The sequence below is a fragment of the Streptomyces sp. NPDC048291 genome (assembly GCF_043201715.1).
Lineage (GTDB): Bacteria > Actinomycetota > Actinomycetes > Streptomycetales > Streptomycetaceae > Streptomyces.
This window is the reverse complement of sequence record NZ_JBICZC010000005.1, coordinates 447144-465883: the sequence shown is the minus strand read 5'-3', so window position 1 is coordinate 465883 and position 18740 is coordinate 447144. Positions and strand designations below refer to the sequence as shown.

The 18740-nt window shown below is 70.9% G+C and carries 9 protein-coding genes; 4 read left to right on the top strand and 5 right to left on the bottom strand.

What is annotated here, in order from left to right; genetic code table 11:
* The first annotated feature begins 46 nt into the window (after positions 1 to 46).
* A complete protein-coding gene (locus ACGF5O_RS15975; protein ID WP_393810473.1) occupies positions 47 to 1312 on the top strand; it encodes a cytochrome P450 in 1266 nt (421 codons plus the stop codon).
* On the opposite strand, the gene ACGF5O_RS15970 is transcribed toward ACGF5O_RS15975, so the two are convergent.
* Both ACGF5O_RS15970 and ACGF5O_RS15965 read right to left on the bottom strand, forming a co-directional pair.
* Positions 1284 to 2462, bottom strand: coding sequence for a damage-control phosphatase ARMT1 family protein (locus ACGF5O_RS15970; RefSeq protein WP_393810472.1), 1179 nt, complete (start codon positions 2460 to 2462; stop codon positions 1284 to 1286). The two genes, ACGF5O_RS15975 and ACGF5O_RS15970, sit on opposite strands and share 29 nt — an antisense overlap.
* 86 nt (positions 2463 to 2548) lie before the next feature.
* A complete protein-coding gene (locus ACGF5O_RS15965) occupies positions 2549 to 3196 on the bottom strand; it encodes a ScbR family autoregulator-binding transcription factor (RefSeq protein ID WP_393810471.1) in 648 nt (215 codons plus the stop codon).
* A 489-nt stretch (positions 3197 to 3685) separates the two neighbouring features.
* On the opposite strand from ACGF5O_RS15965, the gene ACGF5O_RS15960 reads away from it, so the two are divergent.
* Entirely contained in the window at positions 3686 to 4657 is a 972-nt protein-coding gene (locus ACGF5O_RS15960; protein ID WP_393810470.1) for a lytic polysaccharide monooxygenase, read from the top strand.
* A gap of 17 nt (positions 4658 to 4674) precedes the next feature.
* Here the strand turns inward: ACGF5O_RS15960 and ACGF5O_RS15955 are convergent, their stop codons facing one another.
* Complete coding sequence (locus tag ACGF5O_RS15955) at positions 4675 to 5319, bottom strand: Tat pathway signal sequence domain protein (RefSeq protein ID WP_393810469.1); 645 nt, start codon at positions 5317 to 5319, stop codon at positions 4675 to 4677.
* Positions 5320 to 5928: 609 nt separating this feature from the next.
* Here ACGF5O_RS15955 and ACGF5O_RS15950 point away from each other — a divergent pair.
* A complete protein-coding gene (locus ACGF5O_RS15950) occupies positions 5929 to 6627 on the top strand; it encodes a DUF6230 family protein (protein WP_393810468.1) in 699 nt (232 codons plus the stop codon).
* A complete protein-coding gene (locus tag ACGF5O_RS15945; protein WP_393810467.1) occupies positions 6627 to 7061 on the top strand; it encodes a DUF6114 domain-containing protein in 435 nt (144 codons plus the stop codon). The genes ACGF5O_RS15950 and ACGF5O_RS15945 overlap by 1 nt, the downstream gene beginning before the upstream one ends.
* Positions 7062 to 7167: 106 nt before the next feature.
* Here ACGF5O_RS15945 and ACGF5O_RS15940 read toward each other — a convergent pair whose 3' ends face one another.
* Together ACGF5O_RS15940 and ACGF5O_RS15935 are read right to left on the bottom strand one after the other, a co-directional pair.
* Positions 7168 to 7704, bottom strand: a complete 537-nt coding sequence (locus ACGF5O_RS15940) for an SMI1/KNR4 family protein (protein ID WP_393810466.1) — start codon at positions 7702 to 7704, stop codon at positions 7168 to 7170.
* Positions 7698 to 18662 carry a LamG-like jellyroll fold domain-containing protein gene (locus ACGF5O_RS15935; RefSeq protein WP_393810465.1) on the bottom strand — a complete coding sequence of 3655 codons (10965 nt, stop codon included), beginning with the start codon at positions 18660 to 18662 and terminating at the stop codon, positions 7698 to 7700. The genes ACGF5O_RS15940 and ACGF5O_RS15935 overlap by 7 nt, the downstream gene beginning before the upstream one ends.
* Between the last annotated feature and the right edge of the window lie 78 nt (positions 18663 to 18740).

Here is an 18740-nt window from a genome sequence, read left to right as displayed (position 1 = left end):
TGGGGCCCGTCTTGCCCGGCCCCGCCGCACGGGCCACCGTGGTCGCATGACCACCTCTCCCGACGCCGGTGAAGCCCCGCCCGTCCCCGATGTGTTCGATCCGCGCCGGTACGGGGTCGCCGTGCCGTACGCCGACTACCGCGTCCTGCGCGACCACCACCCGGTGGCCTGGCAGGAGGAGCCGGAGGTGCTGGGGTGGCCGGCCGGGCCGGGGTTCTGGGCGGTGGCACGGCACGCGGACGTGGTGCGGGTGCTCAAGGACCCGGGGACGTACTCGTCGTGGCTGGGCGCGACCCAGATCCGGGACCCGGACCCGGAGGACCTGCCGTTCATCCGGCGCATGATGCTCAACCAGGATCCGCCGCACCACGGCCGGCTGCGGCGGACGGTGAGCCGGGCCTTCACACCGGGGCGGACCGAGCGGTTCGAGGCGGCGGTGCGGGAGCGGGCCCGGGCGCTGTTCGGCCGGGCGCTGGAGTCGGCGCGGGCAGGGGACGGCACGGTGGACCTGGTCGCCGCCGTCACCGACGAGTACGCGCTGCTCAACCTCGCCGATCTGCTGGGCGTCCCGGAGAGCGACCGGGGGCTGATGCTGCACTGGACGCAGCGGGTGATCGGCTACCAGGACCCGGACGAGGCCGGGCCCGAGACGCTCGACGGCGAGGGCAGGCCGGTGAATCCGCGGTCGCCGGCGATGCTCCGGGACATGTTCGGGTACGCCCGGCAACTCGCCGCGCACAAGCGCCGCAACCCGGCCGACGACGTCATGACGGCCCTCGCCCACGACCCGGAACTCGCCGACGGCGAACTGGAGATGTTCTTCTTCCTGCTGACCGTCGCGGGCAACGACACGGTGCGCTCGGCCGCCCCCGGCGGACTGCTGGCACTGGCCGAACACCCGCGGTCGTACCGCCTGTTGCGCGCCGGGAAGGCCGGACCGGACGGTGGGGTCGACGAGTTGCTGCGCTGGCACCCGCCGGTGCTGACCTTCCGCCGTACCGCCGCACGGGACACCGAGCTGGGCGGGCGGCAGATCAGGAAGGGCGACAAGGTGGTCGTCCTGCACGCCTCGGCCAACCGGGACGAGCGGGCCTTCGCCGGGCCCGACCGTCTCGACCTCACCCGGGCGCCGAACCCGCACGTCTCCTTCGGGGACGGGCCGCACGTCTGCCTGGGCGCCCACTTCGCCCGGCTCCAGCTGCGCACGCTCTACGCGCAGGCGCCGGCCGTCCTGCGGCCGGCGGGCCCCGCCGAGCGCCTCGTGTCGAACTTCATCAACGGGCTCAAGTCGCTGCCGACGCACCTGGGTTGACCTGGATCAGGGCATGGGTGCCGGCCGTGCGCCAGCGCTCCCCCTCGGCCGCGTCCAGGGCCGCCTCGGTGTCCGCGGAGAGCCCGGTGATCACATCGGACTTGAGGGTGCGCAGCGCCGCCACCGGGCCCGGGAACCAGGCGGTGACGTCGGCGAAGGGGGTGGTCGGCGGCCAGAGCCGGTCGCCCACCAGACGGCGGTAGTTGAGGTCGCCCTTGAAGATCGTCAGCGCCGCCGAGGCGAACTCGGCGCGCAGGTCGCCGGGCATCTCGGCGTACGGCAGCGGGGCGCAGGAGAACGGGTGGGCGCGCACGGTGAGGCGGCCGTCGGCCATCGCCGACCACAGGGTGCGGCCGTACCCGGCGGCGGTGCCCGGGGCCGCGGTGAGCCTGCGCAGGGCGTCGAGCACGTCGGCGGTCGTGGCGTCGGAGACGTAGTAGGGGTAGGGCTTGACGTGCAGGACCGCGCGGGCGACGCGTTCGGTGTCCAGGAGGTGGGCGATCAGCAGCAGGTCGGGGACGAGTTCGCGGCCCGCGTTGTCGGCGACCAGGCACAGGGTGCCGCCGTGGAGCAGCGGCCACAACGCGGCGCTGTCGTCGGCGACCAGGGCGGCGACGGCCTCGCCCGACTCGGCGGCGGAGAGCCGGAAGCCGAGGTCGGCGCGGTTGCCCCACAGGGAGCCGTGCAGCAGGGCCCGGTCCGCGTCGCCGCCGAGGTCGTCCAGCGCGGCCAGTTCCTCGTCGGTCTCCTTGGCGTCGAGTTCGGCGAGCTTGAACGGGCGGAAGGGGTCGATGCCCTGCCAGGGTCCGGGGGCGAAGTAGCCGACGGCGTCCAGGAGACGGCGGTAGAACCAGCTCTCCGACCACAGCCACGGCACGTCGAACCAGGACCGGCCGACGTGGGCGTCCAGGCCCCAGCCGCGCCAGTCGCCCGGGGCACCGGGAGCGCCGGGGGCCTCGCCGGACAGCGGTTCGATCACGCCCTCGGTGCAGTTGTGCAGCAGCGCGTCGAGGGCGCGGTGCTGCTCGGGGCCGTACGGGAAGGCGTCCCGCACCTGGCGGATGATCGCGGGGTGGCGTTCGGCCAGCACGCTGTGCGGGAACGGGCCGGTGGTCCCGAGGATCACGGGCGGTGCGGCGGAGTCGGGCATGGGCGTCACGCTATCGCGCGGACCGCCCGGCTCCACCGCACCGCACGGTGCCTGTCACGCCGTCCCTGACACCGCCCCGCATGCCGTCATGTCGTTCTGATCTCGCGCTCCAGCTGGGTGGCGAGGGTCAGGTAGCGGGCGCGCCGGTGCACCGGGACCAGGCCGCGGATCATCAGGTGCCACATCTCGGCGACCCTGCGCGGCAGCCGCCCCACGGGCTCCAGGTTGCGGCCGGCGACCCGGGTGCCGACGAAGAAGCAGACCAGGGAGTGCGCGACCGCGCCGACGTCTATGTCCGGGTGGACGTCGGACTCCTTGACGGCGCCCAGGAGTTTGCGCGTGGCGAACTCCAGCCACTCGGTGAACGGGTGTCTGAGCGGCGGCCGTACGGTGACGTCCGCGGTGGCCAGGCGCAGGCCGGCGCGCGGGATCGGGCCGTCGACGGAGAGCCGCGCGACCGCGAACGTGGTGCGCATCAGGGCTTCCAGCGAGGAGTAGCCGCGGCTGTCCATCTCCCTCACCAACTGGCCGGCGGTGCGGGACTGGAGCTCCATGATGGCGTGCGCCAGGTCCTCCTTGGCCGCGAAGTGGAAGTAGAGCGCGCCCTTGGTGACCTTCGCGTGCTCGACGATCTCGCTCAGGCTGGTGGATTCGTACCCGTGCCGGTCGAAGAGGTCGGCGGCGGCCGTGATGATCGTGGCGCGGGTCTGCTCCGCGCGTAACTGCCTCGCCATCGACTCGACGCTCCTTCACGGCTTCTCGACACATCACGACTTCACGGCTTCGACTTCGACGACGCCATTCCAAACCGACGGGGCATGCGGTTTGTTTTTTACCCCGTGCACACGATAGCTCACCGTGCGGCAACGGGAGGCAACTGTGCGGACCCGGTGACGGACATGTGCAAGTCGCGCCTGCGACCACGCGAACAAGGGTCCACGGTGCACGAACGGACGAGATCGGAACGCACCCCTCCCTCGTGTTCGCGCCGGCTTCCGCAAGCACCGCGGCCGACCGGGCGGCCGTCGATGATCGCCACGATACGAGCCGCGCGGTTGGTTCTCAATGGCGCCCGGCAAGTCGGCAAAACGGACGATCCGGTCGGCGGCGTGCACTTCGACCGGCCCTGTGACCAACCGCGTTGAACGGTGCGTCGCCGGTTCCCGTACTCAACTCGGCAGAATCCCGTACCCGTACCCGCGCCCGCCGAGGAGACGTGCCTCATGACTCGGACGACCGCCCGCCTGAAAGTCGCGGGAGCCTCCGTCGCGGCCCCGCTCCTGCTCCTGTCGTGGGCGGCGGGGTCCGCCCGGGCGCACGGCGCGCCCACCTATCCGGTCAGCCGGGCCTACGCCTGCTCCCCCAGCGGCGGCAGCGCCTCGACGGCGGCCTGCAAGGCGGCGATCACGGCGAGCGGGCAGAACTTCGTAGCGTGGGACGACATCCGGGTGGCGGGCGTCGACGGCCGGGACCGGCAGGTGATTCCGGACGGGAAGTTGTGCGGCGGCAGTCTGCCGGCGTACAAGGGGCTCGACCTGGCGCGCGCGGACTGGCCGGCGACCGAACTGACCCCGGGCGCCCGGATGACGATGACGTACGCCGCGACGATCGCGCACACCGGCACGTTCAAGCTGTATCTGACGAAGCCCGGCTACGACCCGGCGAAGCCGCTGACGTGGTCCGAACTGCCCGCGCAGCCCTTCGCGGAGTTCAAGGACCCGCCGCTGACGAACGGCGCGTACCGCTTCAGCGCGACCCTGCCCGCCGACCGGACGGGGCGTCAGGTGCTCTACACGATCTGGCAGACCACCAGCACGCCGGACACCTACTACTCGTGCTCCGACGTGGTGTTCACGTCGAAGGCGGCGTCGAAGAAGGAGACGGCGGGGGAAACGGCGAAGGGCACCGCGGAGGGCGGGCGGAAGGACGGCGGGGCGACGGCGGGCGCGAAGCCGCGGTCGAGTACGACGCCGACTCCCGGCGCCTCGAAGGGCGTTGCCGCGGGGGCACAGCGGACGGCGGCGGCGACCCCGGCCTCACCTGCGACCGGGACCACCGCCGCCGACAGTACTCCGGTGGCCTCCAAAACGGACTCCGGTTCGGGTCCGTCGGCGCCACTGGTGGCGGGCGGCGCCGCCGCGGTGCTGGTGCTCACCGGCGGCGCCGCCCTGGCCTTGCGTCTGCGTCGACGCTGACGGCTTTTGTAAGAGGGTCAGTTGGTGAAGACGGCGGCGCCGTTGTCGCTGACCGGGGCGTACTTGGCGGTGAAGTAGCCGGCCGAGGGGCAGAGGATGGAGCCGGAGGACTTCGTGAACGCCTGGTTGCTGAAGGCGAGGCTGTTGTCGGTGTTGGAGCTCGTGCCGGACAGGCTCGCGGCCTGGTAGACGCAGGTGATGCTGCCCAGGAGGGTGGTCAGCTTCACCGTGGTCTGGATGGTCGAGCCGCTCGGCGGGGTGACCGCGACCGTGCCGTCCGAGGAGACCGCGGTGGTGTACGGCAGGTTGTCGACCGTGATGCTGGAGACACCGGTCACGCCGACCACGTTGCTGGTGCAGCTGCTGAAGGTCTGCGCGGTGGCCGACTCGGTGGCGGTGCCGGAGGCGGCGGGGTTGTCGGTGACCGTCGCGGTGAAGGTCGAGGCCGCACAGGTGATGCCGCTGGTGCTGGTGGCGCTGGAGTAGAGGGTGGCGGTGGTGCCGCTGGCCAGCGACGCGGTGAGGGTGTCGCCGACCGCGACGGCGGTGCCGCCGGCGCTGCCCGTGGTGAGCACGGCGCCGTCGGCGGAGGCCGGAACGGTGGCCGCGACCGAGAGGGCGACGACGGTACCGGCGAGGGCGAGAAGGGATCGCGTACGCATGCGGGTTGCCTCTTTCTTAGGGGGGACTTGCGTGAGGTGAGGTGGGGGGTATGGGGGGCGCGTATGTGGCGCCGGCCGTCACCGGCCCGTCACGCCTTCTCCGTACGTGACGGGCCGGCAACGGCAGCCAGGCCGGACACCGGCCGGAAGCCTGGGGGGGTTAGGCCTCCGGCCGGGCCGGTCAAAGGCGTTCGGGCACGGTCCCTGGGGGGAAGCGACCGTGCCGACGCCGCTGAGCGGAGCGGTGATCGAAGAGGCCGGGAAGCGGTCGATGCCGCTCGGCGGATCCGGCGCCACGGATCCGAAGGAAACCAGGGAGAGTTGTAGACCTGATCGCCCGTCAACGTCAAGACCGATCAAGGGAGTTGGGCATTCGATCATGGGAATGCATGGTCGGAACATAATTGACGCGAATTCAACACTCTTTTTTCACAACTACCTTGACCCTGAAAGGTAACCGCCGGTAACTTGCCGCTTGGTTACTGCTGCGTAACGAGAAAGCCCTTGCACCCGCCGGGAGTTGCAAGGAGCGTGCGCCGCAGCCGGTGTCCGCGCCAGGACAACGTGCCACTGGAGCCCAACCCGCGTGACTAATGCATGGGAGCAGACATGGCCGAGTCCCCGGACGTTCCGTCCGCCGACAACACGCCTGAGAACCCGGGAAGCGGTTCTCTTTCCGAAACACCAGACACCACCGGGGGCACCGGAGGGGCACCGAGACGGGGACGCGTCCGGGGCCGCCGGGCCGCCGTGATGGCCGTGCCGGCCACCCTGGCCGTCGCCGGTCTCGCGGTCCTGACGGCCCAGGGGGCACTGGGGGTGTCGCTGTACATCTCCGGCATGCCCTTCACGGTCACCGCCAAGTCGCTCGACGGCACCGGCTTCGAGCAGTTCGGCGCGCTCGACCACATGATCAAGGACAGCCCGAACGCCGGTGACACCGGTGGCGACGTGCTGGTCGTCACCTCCGCGATCAAGAAGGCGACCCTGGACAGCCTGTGCCAGAGCGTCGACCTCGGCGGCACCAACCTGCTCATCAAGGCGGGCAGCGGCTCGTCGAAGGTGCAGGCGACCGATCTGACCACCGACTCGACCCTGCTGTCGGGCGACGCGTCCTTCAACAACATCGAGATCGGCAACGACGCGAGCACGCTCGACAAGGCCGGGGTGCAGGGACCTCCGGGCGTCTTCAGCCAGCAGGCCGACACGGTGCACATCGACAACCTGCGGCAGACCAACTACAAGACGACCGCTGGGACGTTCACGCTTCCCGGCCTGAAACTCAGCTTCAGCGACACGGGTTGCTGATGTCCGGCACAGGCACTCCACATCAGGGGTGGCGGCCCGCCTTCCGCGGTTGGCGGGCCCGTCGGCCGTTCCTGGGCGGCTTGCTGCTGACCCTGGGCGGCGGATGGATCCTGCTCACCGAGAAGGCCTCGCTGGACGTCATCATCCATGTCGGCATGCAGGGTGTGGTCGGCTACCTGTTGCCGGCGATCATGGTGCTGTGCGGCCTGCTGACGCTCTTCAGCCCCTCGCAGCGCCTCTTCTACTCCATCCTCGGCATGCTCTGCTCCCTGGGCAGCTGGATCACCTCCAACCTGGGCGGATTCATGGTCGGCCTCCTCCTCGGGGCCGTCGGCAGCTGCATGATCTTCGGCTGGCTGCCGGACCAGGAGCCGCGGGTGAGCCGGCGCAAGCGCAGGAAGCAGGCGCGGGCGGCGGACACCGTACAGGCGTAGTGAACAGTGTGAACGACGGCCTCCGCGCCCTCTCCGCCGACCGGCGGCGGGGGCGCGGAGGCCTGTTGTGCGAGGACAGTGCGGCGTCGACCGAGGTCGACCCGCCTCACGGACCGAGCGGGACCACAGACGCGGCCGGTCCCAGGACACCGTCGGGCAGTTCGGCCCTCTCCGCCGTCCCCTCGACCACTCCGACCAGGAACGCGAGCATGCCGCCCGCGCACTCCCACCAGGTGCCGTTGCGCCCGCCGGCGACCACCGGCCACTGCTGCGGATCCCGGCCGGCCGTGCGCCAGTAGAAGACGTCGCCTTCGAGCGACTCGCCCCACGGCAGCAGCCCTCCCGGCTCCGGGTAGACCGTGTAGTCCTCGGTGTCGCCGGACTCCCTGAGGTCCTGGAGGATTTCGAGGCCGTACCGCACCCCTTCGGCGTACTCCTCCTCCTGGCCGGGCGCCGGGCTCCAGATCCGGAGGAACTCGTCGATCTCGACCGGGGGGTAGGCCTCGGCGAACTCCTTGAAGTCCGCCGGCAGACCGACCCCCAGTGAGCGTTCCAGGGCGGACCAGTCGACCCGGCGGGCCGAGGCCGGACGCACCGCCCTCAGCCCATGGATCGTGCGTTCGAGATCCGAAAGGTTCAGCATGTGTCCTGCCAGCTCGAGTTGTTCTCCACTGTCACGTCGAACAGCGGTCCGGCCTTGGTGGTGGCCGTCATGTGTATTCCGGTGGGAATCGGGTCCGTGTCGTCGGAGTACTCCAGGGTCGCGGAATACTGCACCCAGTTCCCCTGCTTGAGTTGTGTCTCCATCCTCTTCTCGCACCGCCGCATGCCGCTCTTGTTCATACGGTCGAATCCGGTGAAGAGGTTCTCGGCCTTCGGTGCCCCGTTGAACTGGTCCCCGATGATGTGGGTCTTGTTGTAGGTCGCCCTTCCCGGGCCGAGGCTGTTCGTGGGGCCGTCCGGGAACCCGGCCACGGGGACCGAGGCGATGCTGTCCCGTTTGCTGCCGCTGGGTTTCAGGTCCGATGGGCAGATCAACGCGGTCGCTCCCTGGGCCCGTTTCTCCGCGTCCAGGTCCTCGTACTGGTAGCGGACGTCACGCGGCACGGTGCCGCACTGGTTGTCCTCGTCGGTCGCCGTCCCATTTCCGCCGGCGCCGTTGGTGGCGGTGGCCACGTTCGGATCGGTGGCCGCCGACGAGCTGGTGGCCTGGTGGGCGGCGGCCGCGGCCGCGTCCTCGTCCGGGGTGGTGCCGACGACCGGAGTGGTGTTGACGCCGCCGAGGTTCTGGTTCTTGGGGCGGGTGGGGACGCCGTGGGCGCCGCAGTCGTCGTCCGCCGACGCGGCGAGGACGAGACCGAAGAGGAGTTCCTCGGCGCCGGCCGAGGCGAGTTCCTCCCATATGACGTCGCCGGCCGCCTCCAGGCCCTCGGCCGCGGCAGCCCCGCCGCCCGCGGAGCTCGCGGCGCCGTAGCCGTAGGTCAGCGCCCCGCCGAGCGCGACTCCGTAGTAGAGGGACGAATAGCTGCCCCCGGACGAGCCGTGCGAGCCGTAGGAGCCGTACGAGTTGCCGTAGGAGACGCTGTCCGAGCCCGAGCCGTGGCCGCCCGAGTGACCCGACGGCTCCCAGTTCATGGCGTCGTCGAACTCGTTCTCGAACTGCCGCTCCTGGTCGGCGATCTGCTGCTGCAGTGCCCGCTCGTCGGCCTCGTTCTGGGCCATCTTCCGGGCGTTCTCGCGCTTCCAGGCGTTGTACTGGTCCTGGGAGTACTTCTCCATCCGGTCCCAGGCACCCGCCTGCCACTGCTTGAGATAGGCCTGCTGCGCCTCGTACGCCTCCTCCTGGGCCTTGATGTCGTCGCTGGTGCAGGCGTCGTGGCCGGAGGTGTCCGTGGCGTCCAGCGGGTCGTCGTTGCCGTACGCGTACGGGTTGGCGTCGACGGCCGGGGTGGGCGGGTTGCTCACCGTGTCGGCACTGGTGAAGTCGCCGTTGGCCGGGTTGTACCAGCGGGCGGCGGCGTTGACGTAGCCCGTCCCCGGGTCGGTCCAGCCGGACTGGTAGCCGAGGTCGCTCCGGCTGCCGCTGGTGGCGGTCGGCGTGCCGTAGGCGTCGTAGGCGGTGGAGCCGGTGAGCGCTGTGCCGGTGGCCGTGAAGGTGCCGGTGACGTCGCCGTGGCTGTTGGTCAGAGCGAGGCCGGCGCCCGTACCGTCGGCCGCGCTTACGGCGAGCACACCGTCGCTCGCGTCCCGGGCGAACTTCTGGGTGCCGTCGGAGACGGGGTTGTTGGTGCCGTCGGCGTAACTGAAGGCGGCACTGCGGCCGCCCGAGCTCGCGGTGGCCAGCCGGCCCAGACCGTCGTAGCTGTAGTTGCCGCCGGTACCGGTGGCGGTCAGCTCGTCGAAGGCGTCGGAGGTGTAGGTGGCGGTGGAGCCACCGGAGGTGACGCTCGACGTCGTTCCGCGCGCGGTGTAGGCGTACGAGGTGGTGGCCGACCCGTTGGTGACGGAGGTCAGCTCGTTGCGGGCGTTGTACGTGGCGGTGGCGGCACCGGCACTGGTGCGGTTGCCGTTGGCGTCGTAGCCGTAGCTGGTGGTGGTCGAGCCGTTGGCCGCGGACTTCAGACGGCCCGCGTAGTCGTAGTCGTAGGTGCTCGTGCCGGAGCCCGCCGTGCCGGTGGTGGTCTGGGTGGCGATCTGGCCGTCGGCGTTGTACGTGTACGCGACCGACGCCTCCGTGGTCCCCGAGGGGGTCTTCAGGACGTCGGAGGAGAGCTGGTGGGAGGTGTTGTAGTCGTAGGACCTGGTCGCGCCGCCCGTGCCGTAGGAGACGGACTTGGTCTGGCCGAGCAGGTTGTAGGCGAGCGTGGCCGTGGTGCCGGTCAGTGGGTCGGTCTCGCTGTCGACCCGGTCGTCGGCGTCGTAGCCGAAGGTGGCGGTGCCGGTGGCGTCCGTACGGGTGGCGATGTCGCCGTTCGGGTCGTAGCCGTAGCTCGCGGTGCCGCCGGGTCCCGCCATGGTGAGGAGGAGACCGCGGTCGTCGTAGGCAAAGGTGTCGGTGCCGGTCGGCGCGGAGACGGAGGTGAGGCGGCCGTCGGCGTCGTGGCCGAAGGAGCGGGCCGCGGTGGCGGCCTCGGCGCCGGTGCCCGACTCGGCGGTCAGCAGGCCGTTCTCGTCGTGGGTCTCGGTGATCGTGACCCCGCCCGGGCGGGTGAGCGTGTGCTGGTTGCCGTCGGCGTCGTAGGAGAAGGTCGTGGTGCGGTCCGCTGCCGAGGTGAGACCGGTGACGCTGGGGGCGACGCTGGTCTCCTGCCCGCCCAGTGGGTTGTACGTGTAGTAGCTCGCGTTCTTGTCGGCGTCGGTGTAGCGGGTCTCGTTGCCCGCGGCGTCGTAGCCGAAGGAGGTCGTGATCGAGGTGCTCGCGTCGATCGGCTGGGTCTGGCTGACGGTCCGGTTCAGCGCGTCGAAGGTCGCGGTGGTGGTGTGCTGGCGGGCGTCGGTGGCCGAGGTCTGGTTGCCCGCCGCGTCGTAGCCGTACGAGGTGGAGCTGAGGGTGGCGCCGTTCGCGTCGAGCCGGGCGGCCGAGACGAGCCGCTCGGCCTGGTCGTAGCCCTGTGTGGTCGCCGTGGAGTCGGGGGCGGTGGTCCTGATGAGCTGCCCGGCGACGTCGTACGCGTAGGACGTGGTGTTGTGCAGCGGGTCCGTGACGCTGACGGTCTCGCCGAGCGCGTCGTAGGCCGCGGTGGCCGTGTTCTCCAGCGGGTCCTCGATCGAGTTGAGGTCGCCGAGGCCGTCGTAGCCGTACTTCGTCGTGTAGGCCGCCGGGGTGGGCCTGCGCTCCACCTGGGTGCTGGTGGCCTCGCGGCCGAGCGCGTCGTAGGTCGCCTCGGTCCTGGCGCCGGTCGGGTCGGTGGTGTTGAGGACCTCGCCGTCGGTGTCGTAGCCGAGGTGGGTGACCAGACCGCCGGGCAGGGTCTGCTGGACGCGGTCGCCGAGCTGGTCGTAGTCGTACGACACGGTGTGCTGCAGCGGGTCGGTCTCGGTGTGGACGTCGCCGAGCGCGTCGTACGTGTAGGAGGTGGTCGGGGTGACCGTGCCGGAGCCGTCCGGCGGGGTGTACGCCGGCTGGGAGACGGCCTGGACGCGGCCGTCGAGGTCGTAGGTGGTGGTGACGATGTCGCCGTCGGCGTCGTCGGTCTCGACCGGTTCGCCGAAGGTGTCGTAGCCCGACTGCGCGACGGCCACGGTCTGCTGGGCGGTGCCTCCGCCGGTCTCGGTGCTGACGGGCGGCGAGGTGGTCGTGGTGAGCCGGCCGTCCTCGTCGTAGGCGTAGGTGGTGGTGTACGCGGACGCGGTGGCACCGGCGGCGTTGCCGCGTGCGTCGGTCATCGTGACCGGCAGGCCGCGCTGGTCGTAGGTCCAGGAGGTGGTCAGCGGCGCGGAGCCCGCGGTGCCGGCCGCCGAGGTGTGCAGCGCGGCGACCTCGGTGGCGGTCAGGACGCGGTTGTACGTCTGGACGTTGCCGACCGAGCCGTTGAAGTACTGGGCGGCGGCCCCGGCCGTGTATCCCCGGCCGATGACGAACGGCCCGGAGCTCGCGATGGGCGTGGTGTCCGTCGCCGTGTTCTGGGCGGTGCCGTTGACGTAGAGCGTCATCTTGCCGCTGCTCGCGTCGTAGGTGCCGGCCAGGTGGGTCCAGGTGTTGAGGGTGGGGGCGGCGGTGGAGGTGGCACCGGCGAGGGTCGGGGACGCGACGTCGGTGGTGGCCCGGTCGAACGCCCACCGGCCCGCGGTCGGGTTGTAGTCGAGCGAGAACCCGGCGGCCTGGGTGCCCTGCTGGGCCATGACCGTCTGCCAGGTGCCGGTCGGCGTGGTGGTGATCTTCGCCCAGGCGGAGACCGAGAAGCTCTTGGTGGTGTCGACCACCGAGCCGCCGGTGGCGATCTGGCCGGCCCCGGCGAAGACGGCGGAGCCGCCGTTCTCCGTCGACCAGCTCGTCGAGGCGTTCAGCGTGCCGGCGTTCCCGGCGCCGGAGTGGTCGCCGGCGGACGGGTTCTCACCGTCGTCCAGCTTCCACCAGCCCGCCGCGCCCACGGTGACCGGGGACTCACCGGTGGTGGTGGCCGAGGTGTAGAGCTGGCCGATCTCGACGGGCTTGAGTTCGCGCCCGTAGAGCTGGACGTCGCGGACCCGGCCCGCGAACCAGTTGACCGAGGCGCCGGCGGCCTTGCCCCGGCCGATCGCGACGCCCACGGTGCTGGCCATCGGCGTGGGGTCGGTCACCGAAGTGCAGTTGAGGCAGATGCCGCTGACCTCGACGTCGTTGACGTACAGGCTCATGTTCCCGAGCGCGTCCATGACGCCGACCAGGTGGGTCCAGGTACCGGCGGTGGCCGCGGTGGGGTCGCTGGCGACGTAGTTGGTGGCCGTGCTGGTGTCGTTGCTCGCGCGGACGAAGGCCCAGGACTTGGTGGTGTGGTTGTACTCCAGCTGGAAGGCGCTGTTCTGGGCGCCCTGCTGGCTGACGACCGTGAAGTCCTTCGTGGTGCTGGTGGCGCTCAGGTACGCCCACGCCGAGACGGAGAAGGCCTGGCTGGTGTCCACGACGGGTGTGCCGCTGGTGAGGACGGCGCCCGAAGTACCGTTGAACGACGTGTAGTTGCTGCCGGGCGGCCCCCAGGAGGTGCCGGTGGACGGGGTGCCGGTGAAGCCGTTGCCCGAGGAGTCGGCGGCGGCGACCGCGCCCTCGTTCAGCGGCCAGTAGCCGGTCGGGCCCGTGGTGTCGGTCCGTACGGACTGGGCGGTGCGGTTCCCGGCGGCGTCGTAGGAGTAGCCGATCTGCCGGGTCTGGCCGCCGCCGGTGAGGATGCGGGACAGGACGTTGTCGTCCGGGTCGAAGGTGTTGACGGTGATCCGGTTGACGCCGGTCGGGTCGGCCACCGTCTTCGTCGTCCGGTCGGCGGCGTCCACGGTGTACTGGGTCTGCTTGAGGCAGGCCGTGCCGGACCAGACGTCGCACTCCCACGTCATGTTGCCGGCGGCGTCGTAGTCGTAGGCCTTGGTGGTGGTCGCGACGGCGGTGCCGGAGGCGTCGGTCTGCGACTGGAGCAGGTTGTCGTCGAAGTAGCTGTAGGCCGTGGTCCGGCCCATGGAGTCGGTGACGGACGCGAGCCGCCCCGCCGGGTCGTAGGCCCGGGACTCCACGACCAGGTCGGCCGGGTCGGAGGGTGCGGTCGGGTCGCCGGTCCAGCCGAGCAGGGTGGTGGTGAGCAGTTGCCCGGTCGGCGAGTAGGCGTAGCGGTAGGTGGTGCCGGCCGGGTTCGTCTGGGTCGTCCTGCGGCCGAAGCTGTCGTACGTGTACCCGGTGACCTGGCCGGCCGGGTCGGTGACGGTCTTGACGCGGTCGTTGTCGTCGTAGACGTAGCCGGTGGCGCGGGTGGTGTCGGGCCCGGTGGTGTCGGCGGTCGACGTGCCGGTCAGGTCGCCGTCCGCGTCGTACGTGTACGTCGTCTTCGGGGTGTGGGTGACGCCCCTGACCGCGTCGGTGGTCGCCGGACCGGTCTCGGTGGCGGTGCGGCCCAGCGGGTCGTAGGTGTACTTCGTCTGCGCGCCGCCTACCAGCGCACCGGCGGAAGAGAGTGTCGCAGGGTAGGTGTCGGAGCTGACCACCTTGGTGATGAGGTGGCCGAGGGTGTCGTTCAGGTAGTAGGTGACCTGGCCGGACGGGTCCGTCTCGCTGCAGACCTTCCCGTTCCACTCGGTGCCGCAGTAGTGGTAGCGGGTGACCTTGCCGCTGGGGTCGGTGACCGTGGCGAGCATCCCGTAGACCTCGGTGTACGGGATGCCGGTGTAGTCCGTGAAGGTCTCGTTGTCGTTGTAGTACGTGTATCTGGTCTTGCGGCCGCTCGGGTAGTCCGGCGTCGGAGGCGTGGTGACGGAGGCCAGGGCGCCGAACGGGGTGTAGGTGTAGGCCGTCCGGTAGGCCGGGTTGGCGGTGCCGGTCGCGCCGGAGCGGGCGTCGGCCGCGTAGAGGACCTTGCCGTTGAGCGGGTCCATCGGGTCGGCCGCGTTGGTGTGGTAGCTGAAGTACGAGGTCTGGCAGGAGTTCGTCTGACGGCAGGTCGTGGTCGCCAGGACGTTGCCGTACACGTCGTGCTGACGGGTGGTCGCGTGCCCGTCGGGGTCGGTGACGGCGTCCTGGAAGCCGAGGGAGTCGTAGGCGTACGTGGTCCGGCCGCCGCCCGCGTCGGTGACGGAGGTGGTGCGGTTCCCGTTCGACGGGTCGAAGGCGTACGTCTCGGTGTGCTGCGCCGGGTCGGTGACCGTCAGCGTGGTCGACGGCATGAGCATGGTGGCCGAGCCCTTGGCCGTGTACAGCCCGAGCGGGGCCTCCACGCTGCTCTGGCCGAGGTCGGTCCGGTAGATGCCGACCTGGCCGATCTCGCCGTTGAAGTACCCCTGCGCGTTGGCGGGCGGCTTCGGCCAGGAGCCGGCGACGTATCCGGCGCCGACGGTCACCGTGGTCTCGCCCCAGGTCTTCACCTGGCCGGCGATGGTCTTGCCGGTGCGCGTGGCCTGGCTCTGCCCGTCGAGCCACAGGGTCTGGCCGGTGCCGCTCGCGGTCATCACCACGAGGTGCCAGTTGCCGTCGTTGACCGCCGCCTTGGAGGCCATCGGGGAGAGGCTGCCGTCCCAGAACTGACCGTGCAGCAGGCCGTCCGTGCCGATGTAGAGGGCCGGGGTGTAGCTGGTGGGCACCGAGCCGATCGGGGCGTTCTGGTACGAGAGGAGGACGCCGCCCGCCTGCTTGGTGTTGAACCACAGGGCGACGGAGGCGGTTCCGCTGCTGTCGTCGAGGGCCCCGGCGGGCAGTGACAGGGCGGAGTCGGTGCCGTTGAAGCCGGCCGCGGTGTCCCCGCCGGGGCCGAAGACGCCGGGTTCGCCGAGCATGACGTCGTTGTAGATGCCGTCGGACGTGCCGTCGGACGGGCGGTCGACGCCGTACTGGTCGGCGGCGGTGAGGCCGGCCGGCTCGGTCATGGGGTAGTCGTGGGCGGGCCGGGTGCCGCGGACGGCGCCGTAGTAGTAGTCGTTGCTGCCGGTGGTGACCGGGGTGGCCAGCTGGTAGGCGCCGCCGTCGGCGTCGGTGACGGAGGAGGCGCGGTCGGTCAGCGCGTCGTAGCCGACGGCGAGCGCGGTCTTGCCGGAGGGCAGGGTGGCGCCGGTCAGTTCGCGGGAGGCGAGGGTGGCGGAGGCGTACTCCTGCTGGACGGCGGGCAGGCCGAGCGGGTGCTGGAGGAAGGAGACGTCCTCGATCTGGCCGTTGAACCAGCCCAGGGCGTTCGCCGAGGGGATCGAGGGCCAGGATCCGGCGAGTTCGCCCGCGCCGACGGTGGTGTAGGGCTGGCCGCTCACCGTGATGGTGCTGCCGGTGCGGGTGGCGACCTGGGCGCCGTCGAGGAACAGGGTCTGGCTGGTGCGGGCCCCGGACAGCACCACGTAGTGCCACTTGCCGTCGTTGACGGCCGCGGGCGAGGCCATCGGCGTGGCCTTGCCGTCCCAGAACTCGGCGTGGACCTTGCCGTCGGTGCCGATGTAGACCGACGGGGTGTAGTTCGCGGAGACGGCGGTACCGGGTTTCCCGCTCTGGTACGAGAAGAGCGTCCCGCCCGCCTGCGTGGTCCTGAACCACATGCCGACCGCGAGGTTGCTCGCATTGGCCGCCAGGCTGTCGGGCAGCGCCAGGTAGGAGCTGGTGCCGTTGAAGGAGGCCGCGGTGGCGGGGGTGCCGGCCAGCGGGCCCGCCTGGCCGAACGTGACGTTGGCGGCGGTGGCGTCGGTGGTGCCCTCGTTGGCGACGACGCCGTCCTTGGCGGTGGCCGAGCCGGTCGCGTCACCGAGCCGCCAGTAGTCGGTGGGGTTGGAGTCCAGGACCATCGAGGCGAAGTGCGACCCGGAGCCGGAGCCGGAGGTGTAGCTGTACTGGGTGCAGGCCGTCGCGGTGGTGCTGCTGGAGGCCGGCGGGCAGACCGAGGTGAGGTCGCCGGCGGAGTCGTAGCCGTACGACCACGGGTTGCGGGTGGTCGCGAACAGGCCCGGCTTGGAGGTGACCTTGTCGACGTGCGGGACGTTCTTCACGGTGCCGTCGGAGGCGGTGACCTGCTGGACTTCCCAGGTGAGCTGGAGCGTGACGGGCATGTCGGCCGTGTTGTGGTCGCCGTCGTCGAACCCGTTGTCCTGGCTCAGGTTGTAGCCGAACCCCGTCGGCTCCTCGGGCTTGATGGTGCTGCCGTCCGGAAGGGTGAGGGTGACGGGCAGCCACTGGACGTCCAGGCCGTGCCCGTCGCGGTTGCCGTACTGGGTCAGCCCCCAGTAGGTCTGGCCGGTGACCGGATCGGTGACCTGGTTCTGGAAGAAGTAACGGGTGCCCGACTTCTCCGTCAGCATGAAGCCGGAGGTGCCGTATCCGTCCGCCGGTGCGGACAGGACGGCGTAGTCGCCCGCCGGCGGGCTGTAGGTGCCGTCGCCGTTGGCGCCGAACCGCTCCTGACGCCCGTCCGCCAGGGTGATCACGACGTTGCCCGAACCGTCCGCGTCCTCGGTGGCACGCATGTCCAGCAACGACGACCAGCCCGCGCCGAACGCCTTGAAGACCCCGGGGTCGAGGCTGTTGTAGGTGCGTTGCACGCTGAGCGTCGGGCCGTCGGACGGGCCAGGAATGGTCGCGTCGGTGGTCTGCGTCGAGTAGTCGCCGAGTTGCGGGTCGACGCCCTTGACGGTCGCGTCGTACGGGGCCGCGCCGAGGTGCGCGGTGACCAGCGGCTGGGGCGCGGCCGGGATGGTGAAGTAGTCGGGCGCGGACCACAGCGAGGCGGCGTTGCCGTCACTGACCTGCGCGGTCCAGTAGAACGTCTTGCCGTAGGCGAGCTTGCCCGACGGGACGGTCCACACCGGTGTGGTCAGCGAGCCCGAGGAGGCCAGCGCGGTCGTCGAGCCGTTGGCGTAGACGTTGAACGAGTAACTGAGCGCGGTTCCGGGGTAGTTGTCCGGGTCGTGCGCGGTCACGGCCAGTGTCGGGGTGAGGCTGAACACCGAGCCGTTGTTGCCGGGCGTGAACGTGTCGACGATCGGCGGGTTGTTGACCACCGGCAGGGAGTAACAGGTCTGCGGGACCCCGTAGGTGGAGAACAGCGTCCCGTTGTAGGACATGTCCCAGCAGATCAGATAGGTCTGCCCGGCGGTCAGCGCGGGGATCGACGCGGTGACGGTGACCGGTTTGTTCGGTGCGACCGTCGAGGGCATCACCGCCGGGGTCGCGGCGGGGCTGGTGAGCAGGGTGCGGGTGGTGCCGGAGACGGTGTAGAGCTGGTACGAGAGCTTGTAGCCGTTGGTCGGGGTCCAGGTGGCCGTACCGCGGTTCTGCACCGTGACCTTGCCCCAGCCGGGCTGGTTGTTCCACGGCGAGGCGTAGCTGACCTCGGAATAGGAGGCGCCGGCGCCGTTGGGCGTGTACTCGATGGCCAGGTAGGGGTCGTCGGCGTAGAACTCCTTGGCCGCCGCCGCGGTGGACGCCGCGCTGAGCCGCAGACCGTAGTTGGCCACCCAGCCGTGCGCCCAGTTCATCACCGTCCTGGTGTCGAGACTGACGCCTTCCCACTGACGGCCGTTGGAGCAGTCGGTGCCGGCCGCGAAGGAGGCGGTGCCGATCTGCGCGCCGGCCGCGGGCCCGGGGTAGGTGTCGATCTTCGCCGGGTCCCAGGAGGCGGAGACGGGGGCGACGTTCACCGCCTCGGCCGAGCACGCGCCGGTGGTGTCCAGGCCGGAGAACTCGGTGTCCAGCCAGAGCGTCGAGTTGACGATGTAGTCGTTGGCGAACTGGGTGCCGAAGCCGCTGAACTGGAGGAAGGAGTTGTAGTCGTGGCTCTGGTACTTGCCGACGTACAGCTGCCCGTTGCCGTGGAAGTTCTGGGTGACGCCGGACTCGACGTAGGTCGAGGAGGAGGCGTTGCCCTGGCCGGTCGGGTTGCCCGCGGCGGCCGTCGTCCGGTAGGAGGCCGCGGAGGCCGTTCCCGGGGCGGCAGCGGTACCGGTGGCGGCGGTGATGCGCGCCCAGGTGCCGTCGGATTTCCGGTAGTTGACCGCGTGGGTGTGGATCTGGGCGGTGTAGGTTCCGTCGGCGTTCTTGAAGACGGTCGTGGTGGCGGTGTCGAGCCCGGGCTGCTCCACGCCGGTGGACGCGACAAAGCCCCGAGGCTTCTTCGCCGCGGGTGCGGCGACGGGCTTCGGGGCTCTGTGGATCCGGCTGCCGGAATTGACCGGGTCGCTCTTCGTGCCGTGGGCCTGGTACGCCCCCACCGCGCCCTTGGCCCGGCCGGGCTCGGCGGCGGCCAGCGAGGAGCTGGCTCTGCTCCCGGTCGCCGAGGACGGCACGGCGTGCTTCTTGCCCGCCGCGGTGCCGCTCTGCTGTTTCGGGGTGGCGGGGGTGGCCGCCGTTCCCGGTAACGCCTGGGCGGCCTGGCCGCCCTGCACCGCGACCAGCGCGGCGACCGCCACGAACGCCGTCGCTCTCAGCGCCACCCGGACATGCCCGGCGGATCTCCACAAGCGGCCCATCATCGTTGCCCCCCAGCGATGCCCAACATCCAACTCCGGACAGCCGGTTCTTCTATCAGCGCGGCGACG

Excerpts from the sequence above, each read along its gene's own strand:
- ACGF5O_RS15970 (WP_393810472.1), bottom strand. The coding sequence starts at position 2,462 with ATGCCCGACTCCGCCGCACCGCCCGTGATCCTCGGGACCACCGGCCCG.
- ACGF5O_RS15945 (WP_393810467.1), top strand. The coding sequence starts at position 6,627 with ATGTCCGGCACAGGCACTCCACATCAGGGGTGGCGGCCCGCCTTCCGC.
- ACGF5O_RS15965 (WP_393810471.1), bottom strand. The coding sequence starts at position 3,196 with ATGGCGAGGCAGTTACGCGCGGAGCAGACCCGCGCCACGATCATCACG.
- ACGF5O_RS15950 (WP_393810468.1), top strand. The coding sequence starts at position 5,929 with ATGGCCGAGTCCCCGGACGTTCCGTCCGCCGACAACACGCCTGAGAAC.
- ACGF5O_RS15955 (WP_393810469.1), bottom strand. The coding sequence starts at position 5,319 with ATGCGTACGCGATCCCTTCTCGCCCTCGCCGGTACCGTCGTCGCCCTC.
- ACGF5O_RS15940 (WP_393810466.1), bottom strand. The coding sequence starts at position 7,704 with ATGCTGAACCTTTCGGATCTCGAACGCACGATCCATGGGCTGAGGGCG.
- ACGF5O_RS15975 (WP_393810473.1), top strand. The coding sequence starts at position 47 with ATGACCACCTCTCCCGACGCCGGTGAAGCCCCGCCCGTCCCCGATGTG.
- ACGF5O_RS15960 (WP_393810470.1), top strand. The coding sequence starts at position 3,686 with ATGACTCGGACGACCGCCCGCCTGAAAGTCGCGGGAGCCTCCGTCGCG.